The sequence below is a fragment of the Corynebacterium sp. ACRPE genome (genome assembly GCF_022347435.1).
Lineage (GTDB): Bacteria > Actinomycetota > Actinomycetes > Mycobacteriales > Mycobacteriaceae > Corynebacterium > Corynebacterium tuberculostearicum_D.
This window is the reverse complement of the sequence record NZ_JAKRNA010000013.1, coordinates 37,313-60,044: the sequence shown is the minus strand read 5'-3', so window position 1 is coordinate 60,044 and position 22,732 is coordinate 37,313. Positions and strand designations below refer to the sequence as shown.

Genomic DNA, 22,732 nt, shown 5'->3' with positions numbered 1-22,732 from the left:
GGGCTGGCACAATGGCGGGCATGGAAAAATCGAACGGCGCTGAGGTGCGCTTCATTCCCGTCCGCTCCACCCTCTACCCCTGGCTGGTCACCGTATTTGTGGTGACCTTCCTGATTTCTAATATCAACGCCACTAAGGGCGTGCAGCTCGGCCCGCTGGTTACCGACGGCGCCTTCTTCCTCTTCCCGCTGGCCTATATTGTCGGCGATGTGCTCTCCGAGTGCTACGGCTTCAAGTCCACCCGGCGCGCGGTCTACATCGGCTTCGCGATGGCAATTCTGGCGGCCGTGTGCTTCTATATCGCCATCTGGCTGCCGGCAGCCGATTTCTACGAGGGCCAAGAGGCCTTCGCCGCCACGCTCGGCCTGATGCCGCAGATCCTGGCAGCTTCGCTGGCCGGCTACCTGGTGGGCCAGCTGCTGAATGCCTGGACGCTGACCGCCATGAAGAAGCGGTCCGGCGAAAAGGGCCTCTTCGCGCGCCTTATCGCCTCCACCGTGGTGGGCGAGTTCGGCGATACGCTGCTCTTTTGCGCCATCGCCGCGCCGGTTATCGGCGTGGACACCGTGGGTGGATTTATCAACTACGTCATCGTGGGCTTCGTATGGAAGACCCTGATGGAGGCCGTCATGCTGCCGGTGACGGCCGCGGTCATTAAGTGGGTGAAGAAACGCGAGGACTACTTGCCGGCGTAATAGCGGCCGAGGAATTCATCGCGGTAGGCCTCGTAATAGCCGCCGTCGATGGCGGCGCGGATATTATCCACCAGGCGAATCATGAACTCCACGTTGTGGATGGTGCACAGCGTGCCGGCGAGGAATTCCTTCGCCTTGAGCAGGTGGTGCAGGTAGGCCCGGGAGTAATTCTCGGATACGTAGCCACCGAATTCCTCGTCCACGCCGGCAAAATCCCGCTTGAAGCGCGCATTGGTAAGGTTCATGCGGCCGTCAAGGGTGTAGACGCCGCCGCGGCGCGCCAGGCGGGTGGGCGCCACGCAGTCAAAGGTATCGGCGCCGGCCTCGACGGCGGTGAAGATATCGTCCGGCTCGGAGATGCCGAGCAGGTGGCGCGGCTTGTCCTCGGGTAGCTCATCGCAGACCCAGCCGACGATGGTGCCCAGGTTTTCCTTTTCCAGCGCGCCGCCGATGCCGAAGCCGCCGAAGCCGCGCTTGCCGTCCTCGCGGGCGGCGCGGTCGAGGTCGAGCAGGCCGCGGGTGGCTTGGCGGCGCAGATCCTCGTACTGCGCGCCTTGAACAACGCCCCACAGCGACTGCTTCGGGCGGTGGGCGCGCTCGCGGGTGAGGCGGTCGTGCTCGTCCAGGCAGCGCTTGGCCCAGCGGTGCGTGCGCGCGACGGATTCTTCCTGGTAGGTGCGCGTATCAACCAGCGTGGTCAGCTCGTCGAAGGCAAACATGATGTCTGCGCCCAGCCCGTGCTGGATCTGCATGGACTTCTCGGGGGTAAAGCGGTGCTTGGAGCCGTCGATGACGGATTTAAAATCCACGCCGTCCTCGTCCACCTGCGCCATGCGTTCCTTCTTGGCGGCGCGAATGTCCTTATCGCTGAGGTCCGCGATATCCATCGCGAGGACTTTCTTGAAGCCCACGCCCAACGACATCACTTGAAATCCGCCGGAGTCGGTGTAGGTCGGTCCGTGCCAGTTTTCAAACTTGGCCACGCCGCCGGCCTCATCTACGATGTCGTGGCCCGGCTGCAGGTAGAGGTGGTATGCATTCGACAAGATGGCCTGTGCCCCGGTGGAGCGAATCTGCTCCGGAGTCAGCGTCTTTACCGTCGCTTTGGTGGCCACCGGGATGAAAGCCGGGGTGCGAATATCACCGTGTGGGGTGTGGATGACACCGCTGCGGCCGTGCTTGCCGGGGCCTTCGGGCAGGCGCTTGCCGACGTCGAAGCTCAAGTCCATTTCTATTCTTCTTCCTCATCTGCGGGGATAGGGGCTGGGGTGGCGTGTTTTGCTTCCCATTCTTCTTCGAGGGCGGTGCCTTCAATGTCTAGAGTGGGCAAGATCTTGGCCAGCCACTTAGGCATCCACCATGTCGCGCGGCCCATGAGGAACATGGTCGCGGGGACGAGGGTCATGCGGATAAAGAAGGCGTCGAAAAGCACGCCGGCGGCCAAGGCAAAGCCAAAGATCTGGATGAAGGGCAGCGGCTGGTTAATAAACGCCACAAAGACCGAAATCATAATGATGGCCGCGGCCGTAACGACGCGGGCGCCTTGGGTAAAGCCGGTGATGGTGGCTTCATCGACGGCGCTATACCGGCCGCCGGTGCCCTCCGGATGCCGCGAGATATGCTCGCGCATGCGGGTGACCAAAAAGACCTGGTAGTCCATCGCGAGGCCAAAGGTCACGCCGATGAGGAAGATGGGCATGAAGGAAATCAGCGGGCCCGGCGCGGGGACTAGGTTCCACAGGCCTTCCTGCCACACCAGCACGGTCAGGCCGAAGGCGCCGCCGACGGACAGCAGGAAGCCCAGGCCCGCAACCAGCGGCACCAGGATGGAGCGGAAGACCAACAGCAGCAGCACGATGGCCAGGCCCACGACGATGGCCAGGTACGGCGCCATGGCTTCCTCGAGGCGCTCGGTGATATCGAGCTGCACGGCGGTCAGGCCGGTCAAGCCGATGTCGGTACCGGTGGCGTCTTCGATCTCGCTGGTGGCCGAGCGAAGCGCATGCGCGACGTTGACCGTCGCGGCGTCCGTCGGCGCGGTTTCTGGGGTGACCATGATCTGCGCGGCGCGCTGGTCCTGGCTCAGGCCGACGATCTGTGCGTGCTTCACGCCGCCCAGTCCCTTGAGCTGGTCCGCGGTGTACAGGAAGGACGCGAGCGCGGCCTTATCCTCCGGCGAGGAATTGTCCGCTGCGTCTGCGGAGGTGTCTACTACCTCGGCGGCCGGGGCGATTTCCGGCTCGGCCTCGGCCGCGGGCTGGTCTTGCTCCGGCTGCGGCTGCTCAGGGGCTGCGTCCTCCGGCGCAACGTCCTGCGGCGCACCGTCCTCTGGTGCAGCGCCCTCGGGCGCGGCCTCCGCGTCTGGTGCAGTGTCCTCGGGGGCGGGGGCTGGTTCGGGCTGGGATTGGGCGTCGACAAGCGGGGCGAGGGCGCCGGCATCCGCGTTGACCGTGTGGGCATCGACCACGGCGAGGAAGGGGCCGTTGACGCCGGGGCCGAAGCCCTCGGACATGATGTCGGCGGCCTTGCGCTGGGTGGTATCGGGATTGGAGGTGGTATCGGCCGGAAGGGCGAGCTCCATGTGGAGCACCGGCGCGGTCATCGCGCCCAGGGAGAGCACAACCAACGCCATGGCCAGGCCGGGGACCCTCTGGACCAGGCGCACCCAGCGGTTGCCCATGGTGGGACCACGGCGGCGCTTGCCCTTGCGGGTCGGGTTGCCGGCCACGCCGGGGATGCGGCCATTGAAGGCCTTATCGCCCAGCACGCCGAGCATCGCGGGGATGAGCGTAAGCGAGACCAATACGGCGATGGCGACGGTGCCGGCAGCGGCCAAGCCCATGGCCGTCAGGAAGCCGATGCGCGCAATGAGGAGCGCGAAGAGTGCGGTAAAGACCGTCGCGCCGGCAAAGACCACGGAGGAGCCGGCGGTTCCCACCGCCATGCCTGCGGCATCGGGCCCGTCCATGCGGCGGCGCTCGGCGCGGTAGCGCGACAGGATAAACAGCGCGTAGTCAATGCCCACGGCAAGGCCAATCATGATGGCCAGGACCGGGGTCATATTATTGAGCTCAATCCAGTGGGTGGCAATGAACATGCCCAGCGCGCCTAGTCCCACGCCGATGACGGCGGACACCAAAGGCATGCCCGAGGCCACCAGGGAGCCGAAGGTAAAGATGAGCACGATAAAGGCAACGCCGAGACCGATGATCTCAGAGGTGGAATTGACCGCGATTTCATCGCCGAAGCCGGCACCATTGCCTTCTACCGTGAGGCCGCGGTCGCGGGCGATGTTCATTGCGTCGGTAACGGTGTCTTTGTCGGCCTGCTCCACGCTATAGGGCGACTCGGCGTCGAAATTGAAGGTGGTGTAGGCAATGGTCTCGTCATCATTGACCATGGCGAGGTTATCTGCGTCCGCGCGGGCGGATGCTTCCGGTAGCCCCATATCCGTGAACTGGTGGATGACCTGGTCCTGCAGGCGAGGAGAGACCTCAAGCGGGTTGCCAAAGCGCGTGGTATCGCCCATCTCCAGGTTGTCCTCGAGATAGGAGATGGTGGCGTCGATAGCCTCGCGGTTGGCGGGATCAGAAAGCTTCTGGCCGTCTGGGGCCTTGAAGACCACGTTGACCGAGGGCGAGTTGGCAGGGTTGCCGCCCTCTGGGAAGAGGTCCATGGTCTTGTAGGTGGCGTCGATGGACGGGGTTCCCTTGATGGAGAACTCGCTCGTCATCGGTTTCATCAGCAAGGCGGCGGCACCGCCGACGGCGGCGAGCAGCAGCAGCCATGCCACGATGACCTTCCACTTATGGAGGAAAGACCAGCGCCCAAGACGATAAAGCAGTTTAGCCACGGGTAGATGTACCTTTGCATTCGCGTGGGGGACGGGTTGAACTTTGCCCTAGTGTAGTGGCCATCCCCTCTAATCCCCTATCGCGAAGCCACCTGCGTCCCAGTTTTCACAGCTGGCGGCCAGCCAGCCGGATTCCCCGCGCCTCCCGGAAAATTGGGCAAAAGAAAATCCCGACCTGCGCAAACAGGCCGGGATCCCGGTGCGGTGGCGGCGGGATTTGAACCCGCGGTTGGGGGTTACCCAACAATCGCTTTCGAGGCGATCACCTTCGGCCGCTCGGACACGCCACCGCGTTCCAGATTACGGGAGTGGGCCCGAGCGACAAAATCGCTGCGCCGGCGGGGTGCCAGCGCAGCGAGATGTGGAAACGAGGAACGAGGATTAGTCGTCCTTCAGGCCGCCGATAACCTCGTTGGCCTTGTCCTTAACGCCTTCAGCGGCGTCAGACAGCTTGTCCTTAGCCTCGGAGGTGACCTGGTCGGCCTTGCCCTCGTTAGCTACGTCCTCGTTGCCGGTAGCGTCGCCGTAGGCTTCCTTTGCCTTGCCTACGAGGCCATCCTTCTTGTTTTCCAAATCGCCCATAATCACTCCTTTGAGTAGACGGTTGTTGTATAACGCCCAGTGTACGCGCGTTTAGCGCAGGCCGTCGAAGAAGTTTCGGAGCAACCCAGCGCATTCACCTTCGAGGACGCCGCCGCGGACCTGCGGGGTAAAGGGGGCGGTGGGGGCACGCAGGACATCGATAAGCGAGCCGCACGCGCCCGTCTTGGGCTCGAAGGCGCCAAAGACCACGGAGGACACCCGCGCGGCCTGCAACGCACCGGCACACATGGCGCAAGGTTCCAGGGTGACGACGAGCTCGCAACCGGAAAGCCGCCAGCCATCGCCATGCACGCGGACGGCCTGGCGAATGGCCTCGACCTCGGCGTGGGCGGTGGGGTCCGCAAGCTCCTCGCGGCGGTTGACGCCGGTGGCAAGTTCGGTTCCGGCGGCGTCGTACAGTACCGCACCCACGGGGACGTCGCCGGCCGGCGTACGCTTGGCGACGTCGAGGGCGCGGCGCATCCGAGCCTCAGCGCGCAGCAGGGGCTCAGGCGTTATCAATGACGTCTTCCAACTCATCGCCAAAGCCGAGCTCGCCGGCGATGCGCAGCAACATATCGGAAGGCCAGTCTTCATCATTGTCGATGATGTAGCCCACCTGGTCCTCGGATAGGCCAAGGTCGGCGAAGATATCGAAATCGCCCTCGCCATAAGGATCGGCCTCTTCGGGATCCACATCCGGGATTTCATGATCGTTGATATCCATGAAATCGGCGGCAAAGTCATCGTCCACGCCATAGGTGGCGTCCGAGATGAGCATCTTCACCCCGCCCGGCACCGGGCGCACGGCAATAAAATAGGCATCCTCCACGCACAGCAGCGCGAACGCAGCGCCCTCGGAACGCAGGCTGCGCACCGCATTGATGGAGGTCTGCGGATCCTCAAAGTCATCGTTGAAGCTGCGCACCAGCCATTGGCCCGCGTTGCGGGCGACGGTTACTGCGAAGGAGTAATTTTCGTTGCTCATACCTCGTGAGATTAGTCGTGTTGTGCCACAATTGTCATCGTGAGTTCTCAAGATGTTCAACGCCCCATCTGCATTATCGGCCTCGGCCTCATCGGCGGCTCTTTGCTGCGCGATCTCGCCGGATATAATCACCCCGTTTTTGGATACAACCACTCCACTTCTGGCGCCCGCACTGCAGTAAAGCAGGGTTTTGACGTCACCGATGATCTTCCGGCGATTTTGACCCGCGCGGAGACGGAGAACGCGCTCATTGTCATAGCCGTGCCCATGGGCGCGGTGGGCGGGGTGCTCGACGCCATTCAGGAGCACGCACCGAGCTGCGGTATTACGGACGTCGTTTCCGTTAAGACAGCCGTACGCCAACAGGTACTGGAGCGCGGAATGGAGGCGCGCTACGTGGGCGGCCACCCGATGGCAGGCACGTCCAAGTCCGGTTGGGATAACTCGCAGAAGGACCTGTTCCGCCGCGCGGCGTGGGGCATTACCTATGACTACGCCGCCGAGTGTGAGGCGCGCGGGGAAAAGATTCCGAAGCAGTGGATTGAGACCTTCACCGAGGTCGTGCGCATGACCCAGATGGTGCACGCAGAGGCGATTCCTATCCGCGTGGCTAATCACGATGCCGCGGTGGCACGCATTTCCCACCTGCCGCACGTCTTTGCGGAGATCCTCGCCGTGGTGGGCGATAACGGCGGAATCCTGGCACAGTCCCTGTCTGCCGGTTCCTTCAAGGACGCTACCCGCGTGGCCGGCACGCACCCAGAGCTGGTGCAGCAGATGTGCGAGACCAATGCGCCGGCGTTGGTGGAAGCATTGGACGAAGCCTTGGACTTGCTGCGCGATGCCCGCGAGAAGCTTAACTCCCCCGAACCTTCCATCGCTGAGCTTAGCGACGCCGGCTACCGCGCCCGCACCCGCATCGATGCCCGCTCCGGCGCACGCAAGGAATCGGTCTCCCCGATAAAGATTTCTTCCCGCCCGGTGCTGCGCCTGCACCCAGGCGGCCCGAAGTGGGTGGCACAGCTGCGCCAAACCGAATCCCTGGGCGGACGCATCGAGATTTTCTAGCCCTTGCGGCCGCGGTTGCGCAGGCGGGGAATCCGCGCCAGCACCGCGGCGGCGATCAGGCCGATGGCGGCTATGCCCGCATAGATCCCCGCATGATCTGCACTGGTCTGCGGGGTTTTCGGCGGTTCAGGGGTGGTCTTAGCGGAAAGGATGGCGTCTTTATCGCGGCCGCTCACCACGCCTTCTATCCAATCCTTGGTGCCGGCCAGCGTGGTGATTGCCGCGCTTGGCGAGGGCAAGTCCGGATCCCCATTCGCCGTTCCCGCGGTGGCCAGGCCGGCAAGCTTTCCGTCGACGAAGAAGGGACCGCCGGAGTCACCGCCCTGCATGCCGGCGCGGCCGGTGGAGTGCACATCAAGGATCGCGCTTTCAATCAGCGGCATCGCTTCGCCGGCCGGCACACTTTCTGTCCCCTCTGGTGCGCTGAGCCCCGGCATGGCCTCGGCCGCAGGAATGCTTTCTCCGCCAGCGGCATCCTCGGCGGCAACCTCGGAGGCGTCTGCGGCACCTGGTGCAGTGGAGCTGGCGGGGCTAGCAGGGCCGGCGCCGAGGAGCTCGGCCACTTCCATCTCCGCCTGCGGCAGCTGGCCACGGCGTGCCATGGAGGAACTGCTGCTCCAGCCGTAAAGCGTGCCGCGCTGGCCAGGTTCTGGCACGTGAGTGGAAATCTCGGCCGGGGTGGTGTCGGTGACGGGGGTGGTGAGGTGGAGAAGGGCGGCGTCGGAAAGCGGAGATAGCGCCCAGGAATCGGCGTCGTAGGTGGTGCCATTGATGCGGGCCTGCGTGCCCTCGTTGTTGACGGACTCGAGGCAGTGGCGCGCGGTAAGGACCCACTGGGCGGCCACGAGGGTGCCGGTGCAATCGCCGAAGCTGCCCACGCGCCCGATTTTCAATTGCGCCACGGTGCGAGACTCGGCCGAGTCTTGGGCCGGCTCGCCGCGCTCGAGGGCGCTGGCAGGGGCGGCGGTTAATGCCACGATGCCGGCGGTAAGGAGGGCGGGGAAGATTTTGTGCTGCATGATTAGTCCTTCTTTCCGGCAGGAACGGCGATGGCGATGGTCTTAGCGACGGCCCATTCGGCCGGCCCCTTCCCTATCAGGCGGCGCCATAGGCTCGCGAGGACGAGGAAGAGGGCGATAAACGCGCAGGCCCACCCGGTGTTGTGGAGGGAAACGTGGCTCTGCCAGTAGTAAGCGGTGAGCACATGCAGGATGTAGATGCTTAGCGACATCGCGCCCAGCGCAGCAAAGGGATACGCCAACTTAGGCACCGTCCAACCGATAAGCAGGCATAGGTGCAGGACGATGGCGGCGACGGCGATGGATAGGACAATCTCTCCTAGCACGCCGGTGTGGCCGGTAAAGCGCAGCCAACCAGGCATATCCGGGTTAAAGCGGAAGTAAAAACCGGCAGCCGCAACGGCGGCCGCGATGGCGGTGGACACCCACTGGGCAGCGGCGCGGGAGCTGCGGATATAGACCTCATAGAGCAGCATGCCAGCGAGGAAATAGGCGCAATAGGCCAGCAGTGGATAGACCTGCGGAAGGGTCAGCGGCGCATATTTTATGGTCGCGGCAGCGGTGGCGGCGGCGAGGAGCAGGGGCTTCCACCACCAGCGCAGCGGCGGGACCCAGGACACCAGGATCATCGTGATGCCGATGACCACGAGGACGATTTGAATCTCGCCGCCCACGGGCAGCAGGGCAAGGCCGATAAACGTAATTATGCAGCCGCGGGCGATGATGCGCAGGAACGTAGTCGCCGTGAAATCGCGGGAAATAAGCATCAACGTGACGCCGGCCAGAACGGCGAATAGTGCGGCGGGCAGGCCATTTAAAATGACCTTGGTATGCCACACCAAGGAGGCCATATGCAAAACTATCATGCCGATAATCGCAAGTGAGCGGGCTATATCGAGCCCTACAATGCGCGAGGGTGCTAACACCTAGCGTTCTCCTTCAAGACGGAGGGGAACGCGTCACCGCGCTCCCCTTGTTAATAAAGACTTTCTTTTTCTACTAAGTCTGTCTGGAAGGTTGCTGGAAATATTTTATACGTGTCCTGCATTTTATAAGTGGATTGGGTGAGACTTGTGTAGAACTAGTCACGGAAGGAACTATCGCGGCGCTTGCGCGAACGGGAAGGATCGGCGGCCAGCTTTAGAAGCGGGGCTGCGGCGATGCCGATGGCCAAGCCGGCCAAAAAGAGCCAGAACATGCCAGAGCCCAGCCACAGCATTAAGCCAAGGATGGCGCCGGCAATGAGGCCGGAAACAAGCGAGGAAGACTTCATAGATCGAGACCTGGGTGAGGCGGGCTAAGATACAAGAAAAGCCGCCCGAAGGCGGCTGATTTTGTGCGCCCGGAGGTGTCTGAGTTCATGACATATTTGACAGTCTGTGCCTGAGGGAATCGTCGTGATGCTTGACAGATCAGCCGCGACATATTTGACGCTTAGGGCTACCTTACCGTGTCGGGTGATGCTTGACTGGTGAGTCGGGACATGTTTGACACTATGAACAGTCCTAACCGCAATATGGCCATCGTCAAAGCTGTACGCCAATCCGGTGGCGTCGAAATAGAGTGCGGCCATTCAGGGCCTAAGGCACCTTCTAGAGCCCAAGAGGGAAAGGGCTCCGCCCGTCAGACGTAGGTGTTCTTACGGCGTCTTGGTACTGCTGCTTGGAACGATGCGCCCTGGCACTGCTCGCCTGTTCGAAGAAACCGGCACCCCAGAACAAAAAGCAACTGGAATGCCGGTTTGTTAACGATGTCGCGACTCATCTGTCAAACATGTCGCGACTCATGACATTTGTGCGCCCGGAGGGATTCGAACCCCCAACCTTCTGATCCGTAGTCAGATGCTCTATCCGTTGAGCTACGGGCGCAGACCGTTGGTAAGCAGTGCGTGTGCTCTGCTGTGCAACGAGAATTTACTATACCCACGGTCCGGAAAACTAACAAATCGCCTGTTCACCCGCCGTTCACCTGACGGAAACGGAGGCAATTAGGAAGCGATGAGGGCGGCAACTTCGACGTCGGAAAGCAAGGCACCCTGAAGCGCCCTGAGGGTGGACCGGTGATCGAAGTCGATACCGATAAGGACAATTTCGGTACCGGGCGTCACATCATTTGCAGCCCAGAGCGAAGCGGGCAGGATTTGAAGGTTAGGCCCAGCCTGCTGCCAAGCGTGGGCGAGTTGAAGATCGGTATCGAGCCAGCAATACCCCTTAGAGCGCACCAGGCCGGTACTGGCACGAAGGGCGGCGAGCAGACGGTCGCGGTTAAAGGGGCAGTCGGCGCGGAAAACGACGGAGGAAATGCCATATTCCTCGGTTTCGGGCGTGTGCGGCTTAGCCAGCTCCTCGGCGTAGCCATGGTAAGTCGCGGCAGTGGCGGCGTCGTACAGGTGGGCATCAAGGACCAGCCGTGGGTCAATGGCACCATCGGTGACCATTACGACTCGAGCACGGGGGTTCATAGCGCGAACGGTCGCGATGACGCGTTCGGTTTCGGCAGCATCAACCAGATCGGTCTTGGTAACAAGGATGAGGTCAGCAAACTCGACTTGGTCCACGAGTAGGTCCGCCACGGTGCGATCATCGCTGGGTGTGGCCTCAATATTCTCGGACGCGAGGCTCTTGCCGCGACGCAGGTAATCAAGAAAGGTGGAAGCATCCACGAGAGAGACCATGGTGTCAATAGGGGCGACGTCGGCAAGCGTGGTGCCGTCCGCAAACTCCCATTCAAAGGTGGCGGCCACGGGCATAGGCTCGGAAATACCAGTGGACTCGATGACGATCTGATCGAAGCGGCCGGAGCGGGCCAGCTTACCTACGGATTCGATGAGATCTTCGCGCAGGGTGCAGCAGATACAGCCATTGGATAGCTCGACAAAGCGGTCCTCGCCGCGCTCGAGGTGCCCTTCGCCAGCAACGATGGCGGCATCGATATTTACCTCGGAGAAGTCGTTGACGATGACGGCAAGCTTGCGCCCTTCGCGGTTGGCAAGCAGGTGGTTCAAGAGCGTGGTTTTTCCGCTGCCCAAAAATCCGGACAGTACAGTAACGGGTGTAGCCATTCCCTAATGGTAACGTTTTTCATTAGGGAATGGCTACGAAGCTCCTAATCTTAAATGGACAGGCCGAAGATTGGCACTGCCAGCAAGTACACCGTCAGCGTGATGAGGAAGATGCCGATGATATTGAGGCCAAGGCCACCCTTGATCATCTCGCCAATCTTGACGTAGCCAGAACCATAGGCAATGGCGTTCGGCGGGGTAGCGACAGGAAGCATGAATGCGCAGGTTGCCGCGAGGGCCACCGGGATGGTGAGGAGAAGGACGTTGATATCGCCATCGGCAGTAAGCCCCACGCCCACGGCAACACCACCCATAATCGGGATAAACGTAGCCGCCGTCGCGGTATTGGAGGTGATCTCCGTCAGGAAGAGCACCAGCGCAGCCACGGCAGAGACGATGAGGACAACCGGCAGGACGCTTAGCCCCTTGGCCATCTCACCAATCCACAGGGACAGGCCGGAGGAATTAAAGACCGAGGACAGCGACAGGCCGCCGCCGAAGAGCAGGAGGACGTCCCACGGCATTTCATTGGCCGTCTTCCAGTCCAGCAAACGGATGCGGCGCTGGTTATCCGCGGGCAGGATAAAGAGCAAGGTGCCGGCGGCGATACCCACGATGGCATCGTCATAATTCTCAAATTTCTTGAGGACCAAAGGCAGGGTAACCCAGGCTGCGGCGGCGAGGACAAAGATGATGCCGGTCATGATCTGAGGGCGGGTCCAGGGGCCGAGTGCCTTAATTTCGTCGTTAATGAGCTCGCGCCCGCCTGGAATATCCTTCATCTCCGGCTTGAAAATGGTGATAAGCAGGGCCCAGGCAATCAGCAAGAAGATCACGGCGAGCGGCACACCGACCGCCATCCACCGGCCGAAGCCGAGGGTCACGCCCCAGGTATCGGCCATATATGCATTGAGGAAGGCATTCGGCGGGGTGCCGATGAGCGTACCCAGCGAACCGATGGAGGCGGAATACGCGATACCGAGCATCAGTGCCGTGGCAAACTTCTTTTGCTTATCCCAACCACCTACGGTTTCCGCGGTCAGCGCGAGCACCGAGGTACCGATCGGCAGCATCACCACTGCCGTGGCGGTATTAGATACCCACATGGACAAAAAGCCGGTAGCCAGCATGAATCCCAAGATCAGGCGCTTGGGCGAGGTGCCGATGATTTTCACCACGTATAGCGCTAGGCGGCGGTGCAGGTTCCAGCGCTGCAGGGCAAGCGCAATCAGGAAGCCACCCATGAACAAGAAAATGGTGGCGGACGCGTATGGGGCGCCTACTTCCTTAATCGTGCCCACACCGGCGAGCGGGAAGATGATCAGCGGCAGCAGCGCGGTGGCGGCGAGCGGAATGGCCTCCGTCATCCACCACACACCCATCAAGATGGTTACTGCGGCGACGGTGCGGATGGCACTGAGCGTGTACTCGGCTTCCGGATCTGCACCCGCGGAGCCCTGTACGGTCTCGATCGCATTCGAGGGGAAGATAAAGAAGACCAGTACGGCCAAGCCCAAGCCAATGAAGAGGCCGATGAACTGGCGGCGCCACTCGCTGCGCGGCGCTCCGGGGGCCTCGTCACCTTCGGTGTGGGCGGTAGATTCGTGAGTATGCGGGGTGGTCATACCGCGCGCTCCTTCACTTAGAGGGGATTGTGCTGTGGGTTATGCTCCGTATTTCCCAGTTTATTAGCTAGGCCGAGGCAGCAGACCGAAAGTTATCCAGTTCACTGCGAAGCATGCACTGACCATACAAAACATGTGACGCAGAAACCATATCCCGCCACACGCAAGCACCCCCGCACCCCCATAGAGCACACATCGCACCTGCCTGAAACCGGAAATGTCCCCACCACTTCCCCACCCCCGAACCGCAGGGAGGTGTGCTAGATGCCCAGCACGGTCTTGGCAATCAGGAAGTAGATAATCAGGCCCGTGGCGTCGCAGAAGGTAGAAATGAAGGGGTTGGAAAAGACCGCCGGATCGGCGCCGATGGTCTTAGCCACGATGGGCATAAGCCCGCCGACGGTCGCGGAAATGGAACAGATCAAAAACAGCGTCGAGCCGATGACGAGGCCGATGCTTAGGCCATAGACCAGGGTGGCCAGCGCCAGGCCGGCTAGTCCTAGCACGGCGCCGAGCAGCATGCCGACGCGCAGCTCGCGCCACATGACGGCGAGAAGGTCGCGCGTGCGGACGTCGCCCAGCGCCAAGGCACGCGTCACCGTGGTAGCCGCCTGGTTGCCGGTATTACCGCCGGTGCCGGTCAGCAGCGGAATAAATAGCGAGAGAACCACGGCCTTGGCCAGTGTGTCTTCGAAGGAATCGAGTACCTGCACCGTCAGCAGCGCAGAGACGGCCAGCACAAGCAGCCACACGATGCGCGAACGCACCAGCTTGAGCAGCGGAGTGGACAGGTACGGCTGCTGGAGGGCCTCGGTACCGCCGGCGCGAGCAGAGTCCTCGCTATCTTCTTCCTCCACGATATCGGTGGCGTCATCCCACGTCAGCAGGCCGACAAGGCGGTGCGACTCATCCACGACGGGCAGCGCGAGCATATCCAGTGGCAGGAACCACCGGGCGGTTTCCTCCGCATCATCGCCGGCCTGGGCAAAGACGGGTTCCTGCATAATATCGGCCATGGTGAGAGCGGCATCGGCAGTAAAAATCTCGCGCAGGCTGACCACGCCCACCAAGCGCCGATCCTCGCGCGTAATGGGCACGGTATAAATGGTCTCTAGCTCGTGTGCGATTTCCCGCAGCTTGTACAGGGCATCCTTTACGCTCATCTCTGGGTGGATGACGGGAACCTCGGGCGACATGCGGCGGCCCACCGAGCCCTTGTCATAGCCCAGCACCACGCCTGTGACATCGCGCTTGGATTGAGTCAGCGAGCGCAGCAGGCGGTCCGCAATTTCCGCGGGCAGCTCGTCCAACAAGGCCACGCGGTCTTCCGGATCGAGCTCATCGAAGAACTCATAGACATCGGAATTGCCCAGCTCATCGATGATATCCGCCTGGTGCTTGGCATCGAGGGCATCAAAGACGGCGATCGATTTTTGGCGCGGCAACAGGCGCAGGGCCAGCGCCGCGCGGATGGCATTTTGCCGCTCGACGACGGCGATGAGATCCTGCAGCGGCACCCTATCCAAAAGTTCTTGCAGGCGCGGGGCCTTTTGTGGATCGATGGCGTCTTCTTGTTTCAGCCACGCTTCGACGATATCGCTAGCCTGCTCGGTGGTCTCCGCCATCGCCCTGCCTGCCTTTCTTGCCTCTGGGATTTCGCTCCCTGAGTATTAATTACAGCCCATTTAGACTACGCCATGATGCAGGGAATGCCGCTAGCCGGCAACCTGCCGGTGACCGGTTACCGCAAGGTGCGGCCTATCCCCGTCCAACGTGAGGTTTCCGGTGAATTCTTCAGTAGCGCAGCAGGCCGGGTCATCGTCAGCATAGGCACGCCAGGTAACGGTGACCGTATCTTTGGTCCACTGCAGCTGCTGGATATGCCCACGCGCGGGTGGCATTCCCTCGCGTTCCCAATCATCCACCTTGGTGAGGTAATTCAGGTCGTTGTCATAGATCAGCAAGTTATCCGGCCACCCCGTACCGCCCTTATTACAGACGTAGGTAATAACGGCTTCGTCCCTGCCATCACCGTTGATATCCGCGTAGGCGCCCTTTGGCGTATCGTCCTGATTCCGTTTCAGGCCAGCCATCGCATGGGGGTAGCCGGCCTTCAGGTTTTCCGGCAAAAAGCCGCCTTCTAGGTTGCCAGCTTGGTTATCGCACAACGCCGGTACCCACAGGGAATCGAGCGCCTCTACCGGGATGATCTTATTTTTCCCGCCGCCCTCGGCGTCCTTGTCTGCATCGTTTTCATCTTTATCCGCTGCGGCTTCGGTGGTGGTTTCTTCTGCCGGGGAGTCCGTGGCCGAGGACTGAGACTCGGCCTCTGTATCGGAAGCGGCCGCCGCAGAGGAGCTCGGGGCAGTGCCGGTGAAATTCGGCTTATCCGCGGCCTCGGTGGAGTCAGTGGAATTGGAACAGCCGCTCAAGGCGGCAACGGCGGTCACCGCGAGGACGGCAAGAGGGAGAGATAGGGATTTAGGCATAGGCATAATATACAGCGCCGCGGCTTCCCAGGCCGGGTGAAAACCTAGAAGAAGAGCCCCCACAGCGCGAAGGCAGCCAGCAGGGACACGAGCCCCGCGGTGCTCACAAGGATGATGGCGTGGGGGAGGGAGCGGTGGGTGGACAAGGCGGCGTCGACAAGCGCGGCACGCTGCCACACAGCCAAGGCCAACGCCACAACGCCGGCGGCCAGGAAGACCAGTGGCAAGAAGACGTGCACGCTTACCGCCCGCATTACCCCCAGCACCACCAAGGACAACGCCAGAAGGGTGCGCTGCCACGATAGGCGGGTGCGTTCGGGCTGCAGGCCGGGATCAAAAAGTGGGCTAGCCAAGGAACTCGCCCACTACAAGCGCGCCCGCTACCACCATGATCGCCACGACGAGCACCGGGATGGCAAAGCTAAAGGGCAACGGGCGTTCCTCGCGCATCGCGCGTTCGGACTGCTTCCAATGCACCCATGCCACGAGCGGCAGAATAATGGCGACGACCAGCATAAATACCGACACTGCAGAGCGCAATTCAGCCGGCAGGGGCACGTCAAAGGCCTCCAGCGCCACGCCACCAGCAATCAAAGCCAGGGAGGTGCGGATCCATGCCAAGAACGTGCGTTCATTAGCAAGCGTGAAACGCGGATCAGGGTCGGTGCCAACCGCGAACACCGAGCGGGGAAACCTCGAGTCACTCATGGGTACCACTTTATATTCATTTGCCATCCGCGTCGTGATAAGCCCGACGGTCTGTGTGTGGGCGCGAGTGGGTACCAGGCTTTCTGAATTAATCCGCTGCCGCGAGTTATAGTCGGGCACATGATTGAAGTTGCCGCCGTAGTTTTCCGTAATTCCTTTGGCCATGTCCTCACCGTGCGCAAGGAGTCTTCCACCAAGTTCCAGCTGCCCGGCGGCAAGCTAGAGGTCGGCGAAACCCCAGTACAGGCCGCGGCCCGCGAGGTCGCAGAGGAAATCGGCGTTGATGTCCGCCTCCCTGAGCTATCCCCACTCGGGACCTTCGATGCCCCGGCCGCCAACGAACCCGGCGAGACCGTGCGCGGACGCATCTTTACTTATCCGCGCCCCGTCCTTGCCCGCGCTGCCGCAGAAATTGCCGAAATCGCGTGGGTCGACCCCACCAACCCGGACCGCGAGCTCGCCCACCTCTTGCGCGACGAGGTCTTTCCCGCCTTGCGTCCCTAACCCCCGACCGGCTCTAAGGCGCTTTCTCGCTTCCTATTGCACCTCCTAGGAGGTTAACTTAAAGTTATTTTCATCAGGACTTATTGATGAAAGGACACCCCGCCATGCCGCAACCATCCACACCTGGGCCTATCACAACGATTTGTATCCTCGTCCTCGGAGTTATTAGCTCTGTTATCGCCATTCTCTTGGTGCCCGCCCTCTTCCACGAGGTCACTTCTTTGCGTGCTGCGGCATTTACCGGAAGCTTTATCTTCGGCACCGGCATGCTCGTGCTCTTCCGCCGCTGCGCCGCGTACCAGCGCTAATAGCAGAATTCTTAACCCTTAACCAGAGCTTTGCGCCGCCACCTGAAATGAGAAAATCCCGAGCTCGCACGCTCGGGATTAGATGGCGGAGATGAGAGGATTCGAACCTCCGGACCCCAGAAGGGTCAACTCCTTAGCAGGGAGCCCCATTCGGCCGCTCTGGCACATCTCCACGGTTCGCAAGGAACCTCGTTTGAGAATACCTGCCTGCCCCGCCGCTGCCAAACTAGCCCCCTGCTTTCGCGCCCGCAGCAAAGATGCAGGCCCTAAAGTGGGAGGCATGATTCGCCCAGACCTGAAAGCCATCCCCGCCTACGTCGCCGGTGCGCGCAATGATGACGCGCTCAAGCTCTCCTCTAACGAGGCGGCGCACCCGCCGCTGCCGGAGGCGGCCGCGGCCATGGCGGAGGCCGTGACGAAGGCCAACCGTTACCCGGATATTGCGGCCACCGCGCTGCGCGAGGACCTCGCCGCGCACCTGGGTGTGGATTATGGACAGGTTGCGGTGGGCACCGGATCGTCCGCGCTGTGCCAACAGTTGGTAGAAATTGCCGCCACTCCGGGCGATGAAATTCTCTTCCCATGGCGCTCCTTCGAGGCCTACCCCATCTTCGCCCAGGTAGTCGGCGCCCACCCCATCCCGGTTCCGCTAGGTGCAGACCAGCGCGTGGATCTGCCGGCCATGGCGGACAAGATTACGGACAAGACCCGGCTTATCTTCGTGTGCAATCCCAATAACCCGTCCGGCACCACGGTGACCAAGGAGGAGTTCGCCGCCTTCATGGATGCCGTGCCTGCCGACGTCCTCGTTGCCCTCGACGAGGCCTATATCGAATACAACCGTGCCACCAATATTCCGCTGGGTACGGAGCTGGTGGGCACCTATCCCAACCTGGTGTGCCTGCGCACCTTCTCAAAGGCTTATGGCCTGGCCGGGGTGCGCATCGGTTATGCCTTTGGCCCGGAAAATATTATTGAGGCCCTCAATAAGGTGGCCATCCCCTTCTCCGCCAGCACCGTGGCGCAGGTTGGTGCGCGCGCGGCACTGGCGGCGCAGGATTCGCTGCGGGAGCGCACCGATGAGGCCGTCGCCCAGCGCGAGCGCCTAGAAGAAGCCTTGCAGGACTGGGGAGTGCCGCATTCCGAGGCAAACCACGTCTGGTTGCCGGCCGCGAATCTGGCCCGCCTTGGTACCCCGCAGGAGGTGGCCGCTCGCCTGGCCGAACGCGGCGTGCTCGTGCGGGCATTTAGCGAAGGCCTACGCATTACCGTAACCACCGAGGAAGAAACCGACACCCTGCTGCAGGCGTGGAACGCAATCATAGGAGGCTAAATGCGCTCACTCATTAACTTTGCCCTGAACGTCTTTGCCATCGCGGTGGCACTGTGGGCGGTAGTCACCGTCATTCCCGGCATCACCATCACCCCGGCCGAAACCGGAAACTTCATCGCCATTGCCATCGTCTTCATCATCATTAATGCAGTGGTCATGCCGGTGTTGCGTGTCCTTGGCGCGCCGCTGACCTGCTTGACGCTTGGGCTGTTCTCCCTAGTCATTAACGGCGCGGCGCTCATCATTGTGGAATGGGCGCTCAATACGCTTGACCTCGGAATCGGACACCTCGTCATCGATTCGTGGGGTGCGGCGATTATCGGCGCCATCGTGCTCTCCATCGTCAGCAGCGTCATCAATTTCTTTACCAGTCCGCTGCGCCAGCGCGATTAGCCGCCCGCAAACGGCGGCAGGACGTCCACCCGGGTAACGCCAGCCAGTGGGGAATCCATGGCGGTGTTCCCGGCGCCGTCGATAAGAAAGCTACAGCGCCCCAAGACCTCCTTCAGGCTCATGCCGGCCTCGGTGGTGCCGGTATGCTCCTCGCTCAGCTGCGCCACCAGATCACCCAAGGTGGCGGGGGCTTCTACCTGCTCAGAAGCCACGCCCGCAGCGGCGCGGGCGGCGGCGAAATAGTGAACGGTCAACATGCCCTCTACTATGCCCCGCACGCCCATGTCATGTCGAGACCGCGGGTAAACTAGCCGCCATGCGCACACCCGAGACTCACGCGCGCGAGGTCGCAGCGGCCCTGCCCGCACGCCAAGCCACCACCGTGCCCCTCACCCAGGCGCAGGATATGGTTCTGGCTGCGGATATCCACGCCGGGTTCCCCTCCCCTCGCTTTGATAACTCCCAGATGGATGGCTACGCCCTCCCGCAGTGTGCGGCCGGGACCTACCCGGTGGGCCCCACCATCGCGGCCGGCACTGAGCCCGCCCAGGTTCTCGACGGCCCACTTGCCAGCGCCTGCCCCATCATGACCGGCGCCAAGGTGCCGGAAGGAACTGCAGCCATCGTGCCCATCGAGCGCTGCGAACCACGAGAATTCCTCGCCCCGGGCGGCCGCATCACCGTGCCAGAGACCTCGCCAGGCCAATTCATCCGCCGCACCGGCTCCGATCTGGAAGAAGGCGCCCTCCTTGCCGCCTGCGGCGATAAACTCACCCCTGTGCGCTTGGCCGCCCTCGCCTCCCAAGGAATCGCCGAGGTAGAGGTCTACCGCCCCGCCCGCATCCTCATCTGCACCGGCGGCGCCGAGATCGGCCACGGCAGCGCCGCCATTCCGGATGCTAATGCGCCACTCTTAACGGCAATGGCCGGCCGCGTCGGCATCGACGTCGCGGGCTATATTACTACCAACGATGACCCACAGGCCCTAGAGCGCGCTTTCACGGAAGCCATCGCGCACCACCGCCCGGACGCCATCATTACCTCAGGCGGAATCTCCGCCGGGAAATTTGAAGTAGTCCGCCAGGTGCTCGATGGCTGGTTCGGCCATGTGGACCAGCAGCCCGGCGGCCCGCAGGGCATCGCCTCATTCCGCGGCACGCCGGTGATCTGCCTGCCGGGAAACCCCGTTTCCACATTGGTAAGTTTCCGCCTCTTCGTTGCCCCTGCGCTCGGTTGGGAACCGGAGCCATTCTGCGTCCCTCTTGCCGCGGGCATCGAGGGCCTTCCGCACAGGGATCAATTTCGCCGCGGGCGCGTCGATTCCCGCGCCCATATCCTCGGTGGTGCCAGCTCCCACCTGCTCGCCCAAGCGGCAGACGCTACCCATCTCATCCGCATCCCTGCCGGTCAACACCTAGAAAAAGGCCAGGAAGTGGAGGTTTACCCACTATGAGTCCACAGCGCACCGCCATCGTCATCGTCGCCTCTACCCGCGCTGCCGCGGGCATTTACGACGACCGCTCCGGCCCCATCGCGGTGGATTTCTTGCGCCGCAAGGGCTTTGACTGTCCCGGCGCGCGCATCGTCCCCGATGCCGAGATCGCCGCCGCCGTTGCCGCCGCCTTCGCCGAAAAGCCCGCGGTCATCCTGACCTCTGGCGGCACCGGGCTGACGCACGATGACCGCACGGTAGAGGCCGTCGCCCCACATATCACCCGCGAGCTGCCCGGCATCGCGGTGGCCTTCTGGCAGAAGGGATTGGAAACCGTGCCCACCGCGGTAGCTTCTCGCGCCATTGCCGGCGTCAATGACTCCACCTTTGCCATGACGCTTCCCGGTTCTACCGGCGGGGTAAAAGACGGCTGCGCGGTTTTGGAAGAATTAATCGTTCCGATCGTCGATATGTTAGAAGGAAAACATGAGCACTGATCCCTCCTATGTGGCCGAGCAAACCGGGTGCACCATCGACACGCTTCTGAGTGATCAACCCCTTGAGTCCCTCCTTGCCGCTGCCAAAGAAGAGGCCGCCACGGCCGCCATGGGTGCTGTAGTCACGTTTGAAGGGGTTGTGCGCGATCACGATGGCGGCCGGCCGAATGTCACCCTGCTTTCCTATAGCGCCCACCCATCCGCGCCAGAGAAGCTGCAAGACGTCACCGATTCCGTCGCAGCCAACCACCCTGTGCGCCTGTGGGCCGCCCACCGCACGGGGGATCTCAAGGTAGGCGACCTCGCCTTTGCCGTAGTAGCTGCCGCCGCGCACCGCGGCGATGCATTCCGTGCCGCCGAGGAATGCGCCGATCGCGTCAAGGCAGAGGTCCCCATCTGGAAGGAGCAAAGCCACGGCGATGGCTCCACCAATTGGGTGGGCCTGGAATGAGCATCCGCTATGCCCGCCAGGAAGCGCTCTGGGGCGAGGAGGGCCAGCGCAAGCTCAGCGGCGCCCACGTAGCGGTCATTGGCGCCGGCGGCCTGGGCTCCCCGGCCCTGCTCTACCTCGCCGGAGCGGGTGTGGGCCGCATTTCGCTTTTCGACGACGACGTGGTCTCCCCCTCCAACCTGCACCGCCAAGTCATCCACACCACCGCCGCCATCGGCACACCGAAGACGGAGTCCGCCGCGGCCGCCGTCCGCGCACTCAATCCAGAGGTGGACATCACCTGCCACGGCCGCCTCGAATCGGCGACGGCACTAAAACAATTGCGCGGCTGCGACCTCATCCTCGACGGCACCGATAACTTCGACGCGCGCTACCTCAGCTCCTGGGCTGCCCACGAGCTCGGCATCCCGCACGTATGGGCCTCCATCCTGGGCTTCGATGCCCAACTCAGCGTTTTCTGGTCCGGCCACGGCCCCGTCTACGAGGATGTCTTTCCTACAGCTCCCGCACCCGGCGAGGTTCCTTCCTGCTCGCAGGCCGGAGTCCTAGGCCCAGTGGTCGGCGTTGTCGGCTCAGCGATGGCGCTCGAAGCCCTCAAACTCATCACCGGCGTGGGCACCCCACTCATCGGCACGCTCGGCTACTTCGACGCCCTATCGGGTACCTGGGAATACATTCCCCTCCAGCCCACCGGCGCACAACCAACCCAGCCTGCCGACGCCCCCGAGGTCCGCGAGATTCCCCCGCACGCCCCGCTTATCGACGTCCGCACCTCCCCCGAGCGTGCCCAATCCGCGATCCCCAATTCCGCACACTTTGAGCTCGACCGCATCCTCGCCGGCGAAGATCCTGACATCGAACCAGATGCTGCGGCCGTTATCTATTGCGCCAGCGGCATCCGCTCCGCCCAAGCCGTCGATGTCCTCCGCAAACGCGGCTTCCCCCACGTCGTCTCCTTGCGCGGCGGCATCAATTCCTGGCTCGAGCAGCAGTAACCGAATGCCCCTTGGCAAGACCGCAGCCTAACGGTCGATTTTGGTCTTATGCTCCTTATTTCGCGCAAAAAGGAACCATACAAGTGGCCCGAGGAATGGGTAGGCAAATGCCGCCATCACCAGCAATACCTTGACGCCAACGCTATATCCCGAACGGATGATGGAAATGAGAGAGGCCAACCAAAAGACCAACAGCCCAATAACGATGACGGCTCCTAGCCCGCTCCATAGCCAGTCATACGATGCCGGTATCTGGTCCTCTGCCAAGTAGGAAATGCAACTTGTCATAGTCGCCTCGACGTTAACGGTGTTTGAAAGTCCGTACCTCAAGGTAGGAGCTCAATGTAAACGCTGACTGGCCGTGGACTTAATTTTCACTGCCTCTCGGCGCATCCGTCCCAAAACGTGAGTAGGCACCCTACCGGATCGGTAGGGTGCCTTAATACTGCACTCTCTCACTCAGAAGCTATAAGCTTCTATGCTCCTTTAATTTAGAAAGGAAGCTTAGGCAGCTGCGGAGACGGCGGGATTTGAACCCGCGGAGGTATTACCTCGCCGGTTTTCAAGACCGGTGCATTCGGCCGCTCTGCCACGTCTCCATGGTGTTCTTCGAAAACACTCATCGTGTCTACGAAGCAACTTGGTCAGTGTACTAAATAGATAGCCCGGTTTCCCAAAAAGCCACCTGCAACACCGAATGTCGCAGTAGGTTACTCCGATTTTCGTGGCAC

Annotated in this window: 26 protein-coding genes and 4 tRNA genes; 10 read left to right on the top strand and 20 right to left on the bottom strand. The window is 62.0% G+C overall.

Going from position 1 to position 22,732, the window contains the following annotated elements; all coding sequences use genetic code 11:
• Window positions 1–20 precede the first annotated feature (20 nt).
• Window positions 21–695: a queuosine precursor transporter gene (locus MHY13_RS07835; protein WP_179387271.1), complete on the top strand. Its 675-nt coding sequence runs from the start codon at window positions 21–23 to the stop codon at window positions 693–695.
• Here MHY13_RS07835 and tgt read toward each other — a convergent pair.
• From tgt to MHY13_RS07805, 6 genes are all read right to left on the bottom strand, one after another.
• On the bottom strand, window positions 680–1,924 hold the full coding sequence (gene tgt / locus MHY13_RS07830) for a tRNA guanosine(34) transglycosylase Tgt (RefSeq protein ID WP_239282700.1): 1,245 nt from the start codon (window positions 1,922–1,924) through the stop codon (window positions 680–682). The genes MHY13_RS07835 and tgt overlap by 16 nt on opposite strands.
• A 2-nt stretch (window positions 1,925–1,926) precedes the next feature.
• A complete protein-coding gene (locus MHY13_RS07825) occupies window positions 1,927–4,548 on the bottom strand; it encodes an MMPL family transporter (RefSeq protein WP_239282698.1) in 2,622 nt (873 codons plus the stop codon).
• Between the two features lie 202 nt (window positions 4,549–4,750).
• Window positions 4,751–4,838 (bottom strand) — tRNA-Ser (locus MHY13_RS07820).
• A gap of 91 nt (window positions 4,839–4,929) precedes the next feature.
• On the bottom strand, window positions 4,930–5,130 hold the full coding sequence (locus tag MHY13_RS07815; RefSeq protein ID WP_204610479.1) for a CsbD family protein: 201 nt from the start codon (window positions 5,128–5,130) through the stop codon (window positions 4,930–4,932).
• Between the two features lie 51 nt (window positions 5,131–5,181).
• A complete protein-coding gene (locus MHY13_RS07810; protein ID WP_204611388.1) occupies window positions 5,182–5,613 on the bottom strand; it encodes a nucleoside deaminase in 432 nt (143 codons plus the stop codon).
• A 25-nt stretch (window positions 5,614–5,638) separates the two neighbouring features.
• On the bottom strand, window positions 5,639–6,118 hold the full coding sequence (locus MHY13_RS07805) for a tRNA adenosine deaminase-associated protein (RefSeq protein ID WP_005323176.1): 480 nt from the start codon (window positions 6,116–6,118) through the stop codon (window positions 5,639–5,641).
• Between the two features lie 39 nt (window positions 6,119–6,157).
• Here MHY13_RS07805 and MHY13_RS07800 point away from each other — a divergent pair, with 39 nt between their 5' ends.
• Window positions 6,158–7,186: a prephenate dehydrogenase gene (locus MHY13_RS07800; RefSeq protein WP_239282696.1), complete on the top strand. Its 1,029-nt coding sequence runs from the start codon at window positions 6,158–6,160 to the stop codon at window positions 7,184–7,186.
• Here the strand turns inward: MHY13_RS07800 and MHY13_RS07795 are convergent.
• The 10 genes from MHY13_RS07795 to MHY13_RS07750 form a co-directional block, all read right to left on the bottom strand.
• A complete protein-coding gene (locus tag MHY13_RS07795; RefSeq protein ID WP_239282694.1) occupies window positions 7,183–8,205 on the bottom strand; it encodes a trypsin-like serine protease in 1,023 nt (340 codons plus the stop codon). The genes MHY13_RS07800 and MHY13_RS07795 overlap by 4 nt on opposite strands.
• Before the next feature lie 2 nt (window positions 8,206–8,207).
• Complete coding sequence (locus MHY13_RS07790; RefSeq protein WP_239194328.1) at window positions 8,208–9,131, bottom strand: DUF418 domain-containing protein; 924 nt, start codon at window positions 9,129–9,131, stop codon at window positions 8,208–8,210.
• Between the two features lie 155 nt (window positions 9,132–9,286).
• Window positions 9,287–9,478: a hypothetical protein gene (locus tag MHY13_RS07785; RefSeq protein WP_204610484.1), complete on the bottom strand. Its 192-nt coding sequence runs from the start codon at window positions 9,476–9,478 to the stop codon at window positions 9,287–9,289.
• Window positions 9,479–10,000: 522 nt separating this feature from the next.
• A tRNA-Arg gene (locus MHY13_RS07780) sits at window positions 10,001–10,073 on the bottom strand.
• A gap of 119 nt (window positions 10,074–10,192) precedes the next feature.
• Complete coding sequence (locus MHY13_RS07775; RefSeq protein ID WP_239282692.1) at window positions 10,193–11,266, bottom strand: GTP-binding protein; 1,074 nt, start codon at window positions 11,264–11,266, stop codon at window positions 10,193–10,195.
• A gap of 50 nt (window positions 11,267–11,316) precedes the next feature.
• The gene (locus MHY13_RS07770; protein WP_239229289.1) at window positions 11,317–12,891 is read right to left on the bottom strand and encodes a DASS family sodium-coupled anion symporter; all 1,575 of its coding nucleotides are present in this window, start codon (window positions 12,889–12,891) and stop codon (window positions 11,317–11,319) included.
• A 260-nt stretch (window positions 12,892–13,151) separates the two neighbouring features.
• Complete coding sequence (mgtE, locus tag MHY13_RS07765; protein WP_239282690.1) at window positions 13,152–14,516, bottom strand: magnesium transporter; 1,365 nt, start codon at window positions 14,514–14,516, stop codon at window positions 13,152–13,154.
• A gap of 90 nt (window positions 14,517–14,606) precedes the next feature.
• Window positions 14,607–15,380, bottom strand: a complete 774-nt coding sequence (locus MHY13_RS07760; RefSeq protein ID WP_239282688.1) for an LppP/LprE family lipoprotein — start codon at window positions 15,378–15,380, stop codon at window positions 14,607–14,609.
• 44 nt (window positions 15,381–15,424) lie between these two features.
• On the bottom strand, window positions 15,425–15,733 hold the full coding sequence (locus MHY13_RS07755) for a DUF202 domain-containing protein (RefSeq protein WP_204610493.1): 309 nt from the start codon (window positions 15,731–15,733) through the stop codon (window positions 15,425–15,427).
• Window positions 15,726–16,088: a YidH family protein gene (locus MHY13_RS07750; protein WP_204610495.1), complete on the bottom strand. Its 363-nt coding sequence runs from the start codon at window positions 16,086–16,088 to the stop codon at window positions 15,726–15,728. The genes MHY13_RS07755 and MHY13_RS07750 overlap by 8 nt, the downstream gene beginning before the upstream one ends.
• Window positions 16,089–16,208: 120 nt before the next feature.
• Between MHY13_RS07750 and MHY13_RS07745 the strand changes: the two genes are divergently transcribed.
• Window positions 16,209–16,592 (top strand): NUDIX domain-containing protein, encoded by a 384-nt coding sequence (locus MHY13_RS07745; RefSeq protein ID WP_204610497.1) that lies wholly within the window; start codon window positions 16,209–16,211, stop codon window positions 16,590–16,592.
• Window positions 16,593–16,696: 104 nt separating this feature from the next.
• On the top strand, window positions 16,697–16,900 hold the full coding sequence (locus MHY13_RS07740) for a hemolysin III family channel protein (RefSeq protein ID WP_239194009.1): 204 nt from the start codon (window positions 16,697–16,699) through the stop codon (window positions 16,898–16,900).
• A gap of 83 nt (window positions 16,901–16,983) precedes the next feature.
• Here the strand turns inward: MHY13_RS07740 and MHY13_RS07735 are convergent.
• Window positions 16,984–17,072: transfer RNA gene (locus MHY13_RS07735), tRNA-Ser, on the bottom strand.
• 108 nt (window positions 17,073–17,180) lie between these two features.
• On the opposite strand from MHY13_RS07735, the gene hisC reads away from it, so the two are divergent.
• Window positions 17,181–18,233 (top strand): histidinol-phosphate transaminase, encoded by a 1,053-nt coding sequence (hisC, locus tag MHY13_RS07730; protein WP_239282686.1) that lies wholly within the window; start codon window positions 17,181–17,183, stop codon window positions 18,231–18,233.
• Entirely contained in the window at window positions 18,234–18,626 is a 393-nt protein-coding gene (locus MHY13_RS07725) for a phage holin family protein (RefSeq protein ID WP_239282684.1), read from the top strand.
• Here the strand turns inward: MHY13_RS07725 and MHY13_RS07720 are convergent.
• Window positions 18,623–18,883 carry a MoaD/ThiS family protein gene (locus MHY13_RS07720; protein WP_005329732.1) on the bottom strand — a complete coding sequence of 87 codons (261 nt, stop codon included), beginning with the start codon at window positions 18,881–18,883 and terminating at the stop codon, window positions 18,623–18,625. The two genes, MHY13_RS07725 and MHY13_RS07720, sit on opposite strands and share 4 nt — an antisense overlap.
• Window positions 18,884–18,942: 59 nt before the next feature.
• Here MHY13_RS07720 and MHY13_RS07715 point away from each other — a divergent pair, with 59 nt between their 5' ends.
• Genes MHY13_RS07715 through MHY13_RS07700 form a run of 4 tightly spaced genes read left to right on the top strand, consistent with a single transcriptional unit; the run spans window position 18,943 to window position 22,001 of the window.
• Complete coding sequence (locus MHY13_RS07715; RefSeq protein ID WP_239282682.1) at window positions 18,943–20,079, top strand: molybdopterin molybdotransferase MoeA; 1,137 nt, start codon at window positions 18,943–18,945, stop codon at window positions 20,077–20,079.
• Window positions 20,076–20,555 carry a MogA/MoaB family molybdenum cofactor biosynthesis protein gene (locus MHY13_RS07710; RefSeq protein ID WP_239282680.1) on the top strand — a complete coding sequence of 160 codons (480 nt, stop codon included), beginning with the start codon at window positions 20,076–20,078 and terminating at the stop codon, window positions 20,553–20,555. Before MHY13_RS07715 ends, MHY13_RS07710 begins: the two co-directional genes overlap by 4 nt.
• Window positions 20,545–21,006, top strand: a complete 462-nt coding sequence (locus MHY13_RS07705) for a molybdenum cofactor biosynthesis protein MoaE (RefSeq protein WP_239282678.1) — start codon at window positions 20,545–20,547, stop codon at window positions 21,004–21,006. The genes MHY13_RS07710 and MHY13_RS07705 overlap by 11 nt, the downstream gene beginning before the upstream one ends.
• A complete protein-coding gene (locus MHY13_RS07700; protein ID WP_239282676.1) occupies window positions 21,003–22,001 on the top strand; it encodes a ThiF family adenylyltransferase in 999 nt (332 codons plus the stop codon). The genes MHY13_RS07705 and MHY13_RS07700 overlap by 4 nt, the downstream gene beginning before the upstream one ends.
• A 27-nt stretch (window positions 22,002–22,028) precedes the next feature.
• Here MHY13_RS07700 and MHY13_RS07695 read toward each other — a convergent pair whose 3' ends face one another.
• Both MHY13_RS07695 and MHY13_RS07690 read right to left on the bottom strand, forming a co-directional pair.
• A complete protein-coding gene (locus MHY13_RS07695; RefSeq protein WP_204610507.1) occupies window positions 22,029–22,289 on the bottom strand; it encodes a hypothetical protein in 261 nt (86 codons plus the stop codon).
• Window positions 22,290–22,516: 227 nt separating this feature from the next.
• Window positions 22,517–22,600: transfer RNA gene (locus MHY13_RS07690), tRNA-Ser, on the bottom strand.
• Between the last annotated feature and the right edge of the window lie 132 nt (window positions 22,601–22,732).

Bases quoted from the DNA above. Each gene is read 5' to 3' on its own strand.
- MHY13_RS07745 (WP_204610497.1), top strand. From the start codon at position 16,209: ATGATTGAAGTTGCCGCCGTAGTTTTCCGTAATTCCTTTGGCCATGTC.
- MHY13_RS07710 (WP_239282680.1), top strand. From the start codon at position 20,076: ATGAGTCCACAGCGCACCGCCATCGTCATCGTCGCCTCTACCCGCGCT.
- MHY13_RS07815 (WP_204610479.1), bottom strand. From the start codon at position 5,130: ATGGGCGATTTGGAAAACAAGAAGGATGGCCTCGTAGGCAAGGCAAAG.
- MHY13_RS07835 (WP_179387271.1), top strand. From the start codon at position 21: ATGGAAAAATCGAACGGCGCTGAGGTGCGCTTCATTCCCGTCCGCTCC.
- MHY13_RS07725 (WP_239282684.1), top strand. From the start codon at position 18,234: ATGCGCTCACTCATTAACTTTGCCCTGAACGTCTTTGCCATCGCGGTG.
- MHY13_RS07805 (WP_005323176.1), bottom strand. From the start codon at position 6,118: ATGAGCAACGAAAATTACTCCTTCGCAGTAACCGTCGCCCGCAACGCG.
- MHY13_RS07795 (WP_239282694.1), bottom strand. From the start codon at position 8,205: ATGCAGCACAAAATCTTCCCCGCCCTCCTTACCGCCGGCATCGTGGCA.
- hisC (WP_239282686.1), top strand. From the start codon at position 17,181: ATGATTCGCCCAGACCTGAAAGCCATCCCCGCCTACGTCGCCGGTGCG.
- MHY13_RS07695 (WP_204610507.1), bottom strand. From the start codon at position 22,289: ATGACAAGTTGCATTTCCTACTTGGCAGAGGACCAGATACCGGCATCG.
- MHY13_RS07750 (WP_204610495.1), bottom strand. From the start codon at position 16,088: ATGAGTGACTCGAGGTTTCCCCGCTCGGTGTTCGCGGTTGGCACCGAC.
- MHY13_RS07760 (WP_239282688.1), bottom strand. From the start codon at position 15,380: ATGCCTAAATCCCTATCTCTCCCTCTTGCCGTCCTCGCGGTGACCGCC.
- MHY13_RS07775 (WP_239282692.1), bottom strand. From the start codon at position 11,266: ATGGCTACACCCGTTACTGTACTGTCCGGATTTTTGGGCAGCGGAAAA.
- tgt (WP_239282700.1), bottom strand. From the start codon at position 1,924: ATGGACTTGAGCTTCGACGTCGGCAAGCGCCTGCCCGAAGGCCCCGGC.
- MHY13_RS07715 (WP_239282682.1), top strand. From the start codon at position 18,943: ATGCGCACACCCGAGACTCACGCGCGCGAGGTCGCAGCGGCCCTGCCC.
- MHY13_RS07705 (WP_239282678.1), top strand. From the start codon at position 20,545: ATGAGCACTGATCCCTCCTATGTGGCCGAGCAAACCGGGTGCACCATC.
- MHY13_RS07740 (WP_239194009.1), top strand. From the start codon at position 16,697: ATGCCGCAACCATCCACACCTGGGCCTATCACAACGATTTGTATCCTC.
- mgtE (WP_239282690.1), bottom strand. From the start codon at position 14,516: ATGGCGGAGACCACCGAGCAGGCTAGCGATATCGTCGAAGCGTGGCTG.
- MHY13_RS07785 (WP_204610484.1), bottom strand. From the start codon at position 9,478: ATGAAGTCTTCCTCGCTTGTTTCCGGCCTCATTGCCGGCGCCATCCTT.
- MHY13_RS07810 (WP_204611388.1), bottom strand. From the start codon at position 5,613: ATGCGCCGCGCCCTCGACGTCGCCAAGCGTACGCCGGCCGGCGACGTC.
- MHY13_RS07700 (WP_239282676.1), top strand. From the start codon at position 21,003: ATGAGCATCCGCTATGCCCGCCAGGAAGCGCTCTGGGGCGAGGAGGGC.
- MHY13_RS07770 (WP_239229289.1), bottom strand. From the start codon at position 12,891: ATGACCACCCCGCATACTCACGAATCTACCGCCCACACCGAAGGTGAC.
- MHY13_RS07720 (WP_005329732.1), bottom strand. From the start codon at position 18,883: ATGTTGACCGTTCACTATTTCGCCGCCGCCCGCGCCGCTGCGGGCGTG.